The sequence below is a fragment of the Streptosporangium pseudovulgare genome (assembly GCF_014648055.1).
GTDB classification, from domain to species: domain Bacteria; phylum Actinomycetota; class Actinomycetes; order Streptosporangiales; family Streptosporangiaceae; genus Streptosporangium; species Streptosporangium pseudovulgare.
The window spans coordinates 511,952-520,630 of the sequence record NZ_BMQJ01000003.1 but is presented as its reverse complement, the minus strand read 5'-3'; the positions used below and the strand labels follow the sequence as shown (position 1 = coordinate 520,630).

The window sequence follows — 8,679 nt, the reverse complement described above, 5'->3', positions numbered from 1 at the left end:
CATTCGTTTCGCGTCTCAATCTTAGCAGTTCCGCCTGGTTTGTGTCAAACTGTCGCTTTCGCGTCAGCCGACCCGCACCCGCCGGATCCGCAGCGGATCTCGACCGCCCCGTTTCCAGGGCAACCCCTCTAACTTACTCCAACATCCGGTCGTTGTCCAACCGAATCCCACCAGGACACAAAGATCCCAGCGGGAGGAGGATCATCAGGGGAGGTCCCGAGCTCTTGGTGATCTCCACCGGCGCTCTCGGGCTTGTGAACTCTATGTAGGGTCGCCCCTTCCGTCAAATCAACCTCCTCCCCCGCGGAAACCTTCCTCTTCTGCGGGTAGTGGTGGCGGTATGACGGACCAAAGGCTCCTCCCCAGGGCGCTCGTCGTGCTGCTCTGCGCCGCAAGCGCCGTGATCACACTGGCCGGTGTGCGGGAGGTCGGTTCGATCGTCGGACCGGTGCTCCTCGCCCTGGTTCTCGTCCTCGCGGTCTCCCCGGTCCGCGGCATGCTCCAGAGGCGCGGCGCGCCCGGATGGACGCTGGTGGCGGTCCCCCTGGTCCTGGTGCTGCTCCTGTTGCTCGGCATGGTCGCGATCCTGACGCTTTCGGTCGCGCAGCTGGCCACCCTCGCCACCACCTACAGCAGCCAGTTCGAACAGCTCGTCGTGGACGCCCAGCAACTGGCGGCGCGGCTCGGCATCGGCACCGAACAGGTGAACCAGGCGATCCGGTCGCTCGATCCCGGGAAGATCTTCCAGCTGCTCCAGGGATTCGCCGCCGGCCTTCTCAGCGTCCTCTCCGGCCTGGTCCTCATCGTCGTGCTCTTGCTGGCCATGTGTCTCGACGCCCCGGCCTTCTCCCGGTTGCTCCGGAAGGGAGCCGCGCGGCGTCCCCTGCTCATCAGCGCCCTCACCGGCTTCGCCCGCAAGACCCGCCGTTACCTCGTCGTCTCCACGGTGTTCGGGCTGATCTGCTCGGCGCTGGACGCGACCGCGCTCTGGCTGCTCGGCGTGCCGCTTCCACTGCTGTGGGGCGTGCTGGCGCTGATCACGAACTACATCCCCAACATCGGGTTCGTCATCGGCCTGATACCGCCGGCGCTGCTCGGCCTCCTCGTGGGCGGACCCAGGACCCTGCTCCTGGTGATCCTCGCCTACATCCTGATCAACTTCGTCGTGCAGTCGCTGATCCAGCCCAAGTTCCTCGGCGACGCCGTCGGCCTGTCCACGACCATGACGCTCCTGTCCCTGCTGGTGTGGGCGTTCGTGCTCGGTCCGCTGGGCGCGCTGCTGGCCATCCCGCTCAGCCTGCTGGTCCGGGCGCTGCTGATCGACAGCGACCCCCAGGGTGAGTGGGCGGCGGCCCTGATCTCCGGGCACGACCCCGGCGAGGACCGGCCCGCGACGCCGTGAGACCGCCCGGGAAGCGGTGCCGTGAGCACCGCGAATGAGCGTCCTGCCGCTCACCGAGACGCGCCCCGTCTCGGTGAGGATCACGCAGGTTCTCGAACGGGACGGCCGGCAGGTGGCGGACCTGCGGTTCGCGCGGCGACCCGGGGCCCGGGCTCGTCCGGGCTCGCGGGCCGGGGACGCGCCGGAGGTCAGGCCGGGGACGGCGCGGGCAGCTCCACGGCTCCCCCGCTCACCCGGCTACGGCCGTCCGGGGAGGCGATCGACACCCTCAGGATGCTCGGTCGTCCCATGTCCACCCCCTGGAGGATGGTGAACTCGTCGGACCCGGTGCCCAGCACCCGGAGGTAGCCGCCGAACGCGGCCGCCGCGGCCCCCGTCGCGGCATCCTCCACGACCCCGCCCACCGGGAAGGGGTTACGCGCGTGGAACCGCAGATCGCTCTCACGCCAGAAGAGGTGCACCGTCGTCCAGCCGTTGCGGGTCATGACCGACCGCAGCGCGTCGAAGTCGTAGTCGAGGTCCGCCAGGCGCTCACGGGTCGCGGCGGCGAGCAGGAGGTGGTCGTTCCCGCCGAAGGCGACGTGCGGGGGGAAGGCCGGGTCGAGGTCCTCGCGGGACCAGCGGAGCGCGGTGAGGGTCGCGTCGAGCGCCTCCTCCTCCACGGGCCGGGAGCGGGTGGGGACGCTGGTGAGCGTGGCGCGGAGTACGCCGTCGTCGATCCCGGTGTCCACGGCGATCTCACCGGCCGGGGTGTGGAAGACCAGCGGACCGGCGCCGAGCCGTTGGGCCATCACCACCGCCGTGGCGATCGTGACGTGCCCGCAGAAGGCGACCTCCGCGGAGGGGGCGAAGTAGCGGACCTGAAAGGTGCGGCTCTCGTCGTCGCCGCCGGTCACGAAGGCCGTCTCGGAGTAGCCGACCTCGGCGGCGATGGCGAGCATCTCGGCGTCGGAGAGGTCACCGGCGTCCAGGACGATTCCGGCGGGGTTGCCCCCTTCGGGGTCGTGCGTGAAGGCGGTGTAGCGCAGGATCTCCAGATCTTCTCTCATGCCCACCGGAGCCTACCCTCCGCCCTTCCGGAGAGCTCAGATGGCCGCCGGGGCGGTCTTCTGCGGCGCCGTACGCGGTGCGGGTATCTGCGCCTCGGAGACGCGGCGGCTCCAGGGCATCGCCGCGATGAGGACCGGCAGGAGCACGATGGAGCACTGCGCCCAGACCGAGTGCAGCTCACCCCATTCCAGGCCGCGGTACTGCGTCATGTAGAGGTAGCCGTACGCCGCCCAGAAGGAGACGCCGAGGATCGCGGGCCACGCGAAGCGGGTGGGACGGGCGACCAGGAACGGCATGAACCACAGCAGGTACTGCGCGCCGAGCCGGGGGGTGGCGACCATGAAGGCGAGCAGCAGGGCCGTGGTGACGTCCACCGGGTCGGCGCGGCGCCACAGGATGGCGACCACCACGAGCGTGAAGTAGATCAGCCACGTGCCGAACGTGGCGATCCCCTGGTGGAGCGTCCAGTCACCGCCGACCAGGAGGGCGCTGTAGCTCCACTCGCCGACGATGGGGCGGATGCTCTTCATCACCTTGAGGACTTCGGGGATCTGGCTCAGGGAGGTCCCGGCGAAGATCGGCAGCGTGACGATGAAGAACACCGGCGCGATGCCGGTGGCCACGAAGGCGACGACGCGGGCGCGGACGGTCGGCAGGAACAGGAGCATGCCGGGGATCAGCCAGATGGGCCAGCTCTTGGCGCACAGGGCCAGGCCCATCAGCAGGCCGGCGAACAGGGCGCGGCGCAGACCGGCCCGGTCGCCGGGTCCGGGACGCAGCGCCAGGCGCACCGTCTCCGGCGCCGCCGCCAGTGCCTGCCGTACGGCGCCGCGGAACCCGAGGGTGGAGACGCTCCGCCGGGTCATGGCGATGGGGTCGTTGACGAGGCCGGGGCGCTCGGCCGGACCCGGGCCGCGGGCCACCACGAACGCGGCGACGCCGAAGGCCAGCGCGACCGGTTCGACCTGGCCGTGGACGCACGCGACGAGGAGGGCCAGGGGGTTGCAGGCGTACTGGAAGGCGCGCAGCGAGGCGTCGCGTCCCCCGGCGAGCCTGCCGACCAGGGGGATCAGCGCGATGTCGGCCACCACGGTGACGAGCCGGCCGGCGATCTCCCACGGGATGCCCAGCCAGAGCAGCAGGCCGTACACGTACGGGATGGTCGGCAGGAAGTGCCAGCCGCCGTTGCTGCCGAGAACGGGGTCCTGGTGGTTCAGGACCGCCACGCCCGCGGGCTTGAAGCTGTTCACGAAGTCGACCGGCTGCCAGTGGCTGTCCGCCGCGGCGGCCATGATCAGCAGACGGAACACGATTCCGACTGCGATCGCCATGGGCAGCGACGGACGCCAGTGCCGCCACTGGGCGACCAGCGCGAGCACGACACCTGCGGCGAGGACGAACCCCGTTTGGATTGCGTAGTCCATGACGTCTACCAGAGTGCCGGAAGTCAGGGGCAAGGGACCACTCGGGCCGCGAAACGAGCTGATTCTTCCAGGTTTCTTCGCGGAGAGAAGTCGAACCGTCACTTTCAGTCACCGAGGAGAAGCGGTCACGGGCATGACCTCGCCGCCGGGAGTCCGTCTCTCCCGGCGGCGAGGGGCTTTCATGGGTCATGCCCGGTTCCGAACGGGGGCCGGGCCCCGGCCGTCAGCCGGTGAACCCCTTGAAGATGCCGGTGAACTCCCAGGGCGACTGGGCGACCCCGCTGCAGGTGGGCGACACCTGGCCGTTGGGGCAGCCGCCGTTGTCGCGTCCGGCGGACCAGAAGCCGATGAAGCCGACGTGGTTGGCGTTGGCCCAGGAGAGCAGCTTGCGGGCGTTCGCCTGGGTGGTGGTCATGCCGGTGTCGTTCTTGCCGATCATCGGGGTCAGGCCGAGCATCTTTTTGAGCTGGGCGTCGGTCTTCGCCGGCCAGACCGTCTTCATCTGCGCGAGCGTCGCCTCGGCGGCTTTGATCATCGCGTCACCCCAGTCGCCGGTGTAGCCGAAGTTCATCAGCATCGGGTTGACGATCACGTTGAGCCCCTTGGCCGCCGCGTCCTGCAGGATCGACAGCGAGAACGGGTCCACGCCGTAGTCCTGACCCTGGACCCGGAGGGTGTAGCTCACCACGGTGCCGCGTTCGGCCTGGAGCTGCTTGAGCGCGGTGTTGACCTTGGCCGCGTCGATCGACGCCTCGACGTCGACGTCGAGGTGGTTCGTCCCGACCGCGTCGAGGACCTTCTTGTACGCGGTGAGCAGCGCGGCGGAGGTGGCGCAGGTGTGCTCCAGGTACGGTCCCTGGGCGCCTCCGGTGGCCACGATCACCTGCCCGCCCTGGGCCTGGAGTGCCCGGACGTCGCCGATGATCCGCGGGTCGTTGATCGGGATGGTGCCGCCCCAGGCCGGGTTGCAGCCGGAGCTGTCGCCGAGGGCGAAGGCGAGGGTGTAGTTCTTCACCCCGGTCGCGGTGGCGGCGCCCGCCAGCGAGGGCGTGGGCATGGTGATGTCGATGTAGGGGGCGTAGCGGATCTCCCCGCCGGGCTGCGGGATGGTGTCGTCGGCGGTCGTCCCGCTCACCTGCGGGCCGTAGGCCGAGCAGTTGCCCGAGGGGTCGCAGGCCCGGACCCGGAAGGAGTAGGCGGTGCGGGGCGACAGGCCGGTGGCCGTGTGGGAGGTGGCGGAGCCCACGCCGACCGGCGCGCCGCCGTCGCGGGAGACCTCGTAGCGGGCCACGGTGCCGGAGTCGTCGGTGGAGGCCGACCAGGAGAGCGTCAGCGAGGTGGCGGTGGCGCCGCCCACGGTGAGATTCGCCGGGACGGTGGGCGGAACCGTGTCGCCCGGGACGCCCTCGCCGGGCGGTCCGTCGAGAACGAGGTCGTCGGCCTGGTAGGCGCCCTGGCCGTACCAGGAGTTGACGTACACGGTCACCGAGGTGGTGGACGGACCGGTGGTGAACGACGTGGTCAGACGCGCGTAGGACGACGGCGAGGAGGTCCACGTGCTGGGGTCGGTGGTGCCGGTGCCGGTCGCGCCCAGGAAGACGTAGCCGCCGCGCACCCAGGCCGACAGCGAGTACGACGAGGACGGCTTTACGGCGACCTTCTGGCCGCAGCGGGCGATGTCGGCTCCCTGGGCGGTGGCCTGCAGTGCCTTGGTGCCGCCGTGCACCGGGGACGACACCGTCGTCGCGGCCGAGGAGGCCGAGCAGGTCCACCCGGTCAGGCCGTCCTCGAACCCGGAGTTGGTCATGATGTCGGCGGCGTGCGCGGGCGGTGCGGCGAGCGTCGCCGCGCCCAGGGCCAGTACGGCGGCCGCCGCGAGTTTCCTGAGGTTCATCTCTTGCCCCGCAAGGGTCGTGGAGGGATGAGCTGGGGTGGTCTTCCGGGGCGCGGCCCCGCGCCCTGTGGGGGCGGGGCCGCGCCGGGGAGAGGGGCCGGCGCGCCGTGGGACGGGGGCCGCGGTGGCGGGCCGGCCCCCGGCGGGCGGCCGTACGGTTCTCCGGCGAGCGGGCCGTACGGCCTCCCCGCGGGCGGGCCGGGCGGGTGGGGTCAGAAGCCCGCGGTGATCCGGGTGAACTCCCAGTCGGCCTGGGCGATCCCGCTGCAGCTCTCCTGGACGCCGCCGCCGGGGCAGGGGCGGTCGCGGTTGACCGACCAGAACGCGAGACGGGTCAGGCCCTTGGACTTCGCCCAGTCGCGAATCTGGGTCCACTGCGCCGGGGAGGTCAGCTCCTGCTGGTCGGACAGGCCGTTCATGCCGGAGATGCCCATGCGGGCGTAGGCCTGGGCGTCGGTCCAGCCGTTGGCGGACTTCAGCGCGTTCTTCAGGCCCTCGGAGGCGCTGACCGTGCTCTGGTACATGTCGGCGCCGCCGCCGAAGTCGAACGGCATGATCGTGTAGTTGTCGATCGGCACGCCCAGCGCCTTGGCCTGGTTGATCAGACGGATGCCGGGGGCGGTCGGGCCGCTGGTGGCCGTGCCGAAGGTCACGACCACCTTGACGCCGGGGTTGGCCGCCTTGACGATCTTCAGGCCGTTGAGGATGCGGTCCTGGACGGTGTAGTTCTCGAACTCGTCGGTGTTCTCGATGTCGAAGTCGACCACCGCGGGACCGACGGCGTCGATGACCTTCTGCACGGCTCCGGCGAACGCCTGGGGGGTCGAGCAGTTGGGGCCGAGCTTGTTGCCCTGCCAGCCGCCGAAGGAGACCTGCACGCTGCCGCCGGCGGACTTGATCTGGTTGATGGCGGCCTGGTCGGCGCCACCGGTCAGCGGGCGCTGGCCGTCCCAGGCGGGGTTGCAGCCGTTCTGGGCGAGGATGAAGGCCATGGTGAAGGACTTGACGCCGGTGGCGCCCATGACCGTGGCCGGGCTGGGCGGGTTGCCCCAGCCCGTGTAGAGGTAGGGGGCGCCGGGCATCTTGCCGCCGGGGTCCGGGTTGGTGCAGCCCGTGGTGGTGGCGCCGGCGGTGCTGCCGGCCGACTCGCCGGTGTTGTTGTACGCCTTGACCGTGTAGCTGTGCGACTCACAGGTGCCGAGGCCGGAGATGGTGGCGGTGGTGCCGGTGACGGTGGTCCTGAGCGTCGAGCCCTCGTAGACGCGGTAGCCGGTGACCGTGCCGCTGGAGGCGCCCCAGGACAGGGTGATCGAGGTGTTGGTCGAGGTCGTGGTCACCGTTCCGGGCGTGCCCGGGGCGCCGGGGTTGCCGGTGCCTCCGCCGCAGGGGTTGCCGTTGAGCGTGCAGTTGGACGGGGTGGCGCCGCCGGGGCTGCCGTTGAAGCCGAAGCTCGTGGACGCGCCGGGGGCCAGTGTGCCGTTCCAGCCGACGTTGGTGAAGGTGAAGCGCTGCCCGCTGCGGGTCATGGCGGCGTCCCAGAAGGAGCCGACGGAGGCGCCGGAGGGCAGGTCGAAGGCCACTGACCAGCCGTTGATGGGGGTGGTGCCGCCGTTGGTGATCGTGTACTTGCCCTCGAAGCCGGTGCCCCAGTCGGAGGCCTTGGTGAAGGTGGCCGTGGGGGACGCCGCCGCCCCGGCGGGTGCCGCGACCGCTGCCGTGCCGAGCGCGGTCAGGAGTGCGGCCAGGGCCGCGGCTGCTGTTCGACGAAGTCTCATTCGCTGTTCCTTCTGTCGGGGGGTGTCACGTCCCGCCGGCGGCGGGGCCGCGGGGGCGGGGCGGGTGGCTTTTCCGGCGCGGTCAGGTTCTCCGCCGCGGTCAGGTTCTCCGCCGCGGTCAGGTTTTCCGGCGCGGTCAAGACGACGGGTCCGCCGCCGCGCCGCGCGGGTGGCCGCCCGGGGCGGTCATCGGTGCGATGCCGCGCCGGGTGGTGCGGGAGCGCGGACGCCGCCTCCGGAGTCGGTGGCGTCCGCGCTGGTCAGAAGGTGCCCTTGGTTGGTGAACGGGTCATCGGCGTCCCCATTCGGCTCCTCTTTTAGGAAAGTTTCCTAAGAGTTGTCGTGATCGTAGCCTTGACAACCGCCCTTCACAAGACCCAAAACAAGACCGAAACGAGACGGGGTGACGCGCCGGGCGCGTCACCCCGTCAACCCCCTTCAGGCTCTTCAGGCCATGACCTCCGGCAGCGGCTTGCGGGCCAGGTCGGGGACCTCCGCGTCGCGGGCGGCGTAGCCCACCGGGAAGAGGATGTAGGGCCGCTCGTTGGCCGGCCGCCCGCAGATGTCGCTCAGGAACGCCATCGGGTTGGGGGTGTGGGTGAGGGTGGACAGCCCCATCGCGTGCAGGGCCGCGATGAAGAAGCCGCAGGCGATGCCGACGCTCTCGTTGACGTAGTAGTGCTTGACCCGCGTGCCGTCGGGGCGCACGCCGTACTTCTCCGCGAAGCAGACCACCAGCCAGGGCACGGTCTCCAGGTAGTCCTTCTCCGGGCCGGTCTCCAGGGGGGCCAGGGCGGCGCGCCACTCGGGCGTCAGCCGCCCCTCCTCGTAGTTCTTGCGCTCCTCGACCTCGGCCGCCTCCCTGATCCGCCGCCTGGTCTCGGCGTCGCCGATCAGGATGAACTTCCACGGCTGCTGGTGGGCCCCGGAGGGGGCGGTGTTGGCGGCCCGGATCGCCAGCTCGACGCACTCGCGGGGCACCGGCTCGTCGCTGAAGAACCGCACGCTCCGCCGCCGGTCCATGTGCTCGTAGAAATCCCGCCCCCGGGCCAGCATCTCGTCTTCGAGGTAGCGGGTGGGCCGGTAGGGGATGAACGGGTAGCTGTGCTCGCGCGGCACTATGCCTCCTTTTTC

General features: G+C 70.7%; 6 protein-coding genes. 1 reads left to right on the top strand and 5 read right to left on the bottom strand.

Features of this window, described 5'->3' with window-relative positions; translation table 11 throughout:
* Nucleotides 1-340: 340 nt before the first annotated feature.
* A complete protein-coding gene (locus IEZ10_RS09675) occupies nucleotides 341-1,402 on the top strand; it encodes an AI-2E family transporter (RefSeq protein WP_189246119.1) in 1,062 nt (353 codons plus the stop codon).
* A 188-nt stretch (nucleotides 1,403-1,590) separates the two neighbouring features.
* On the opposite strand, the gene IEZ10_RS09670 is transcribed toward IEZ10_RS09675, so the two are convergent.
* The 5 genes from IEZ10_RS09670 to IEZ10_RS09650 form a co-directional block, all read right to left on the bottom strand.
* Complete coding sequence (locus IEZ10_RS09670) at nucleotides 1,591-2,451, bottom strand: PhzF family phenazine biosynthesis protein (RefSeq protein WP_189246118.1); 861 nt, start codon at nucleotides 2,449-2,451, stop codon at nucleotides 1,591-1,593.
* A gap of 36 nt (nucleotides 2,452-2,487) precedes the next feature.
* A complete protein-coding gene (locus IEZ10_RS09665) occupies nucleotides 2,488-3,876 on the bottom strand; it encodes a putative hexosyltransferase (protein WP_189246117.1) in 1,389 nt (462 codons plus the stop codon).
* Between the two features lie 223 nt (nucleotides 3,877-4,099).
* The gene (locus IEZ10_RS09660) at nucleotides 4,100-5,770 is read right to left on the bottom strand and encodes a carbohydrate binding domain-containing protein (protein WP_189246116.1); all 1,671 of its coding nucleotides are present in this window, start codon (nucleotides 5,768-5,770) and stop codon (nucleotides 4,100-4,102) included.
* Between the two features lie 212 nt (nucleotides 5,771-5,982).
* Nucleotides 5,983-7,545 (bottom strand): cellulose binding domain-containing protein, encoded by a 1,563-nt coding sequence (locus tag IEZ10_RS09655; RefSeq protein ID WP_189246115.1) that lies wholly within the window; start codon nucleotides 7,543-7,545, stop codon nucleotides 5,983-5,985.
* A 447-nt stretch (nucleotides 7,546-7,992) separates the two neighbouring features.
* Nucleotides 7,993-8,664, bottom strand: coding sequence for a nitroreductase family protein (locus IEZ10_RS09650; RefSeq protein ID WP_229811097.1), 672 nt, complete (start codon nucleotides 8,662-8,664; stop codon nucleotides 7,993-7,995).
* Between the last annotated feature and the right edge of the window lie 15 nt (nucleotides 8,665-8,679).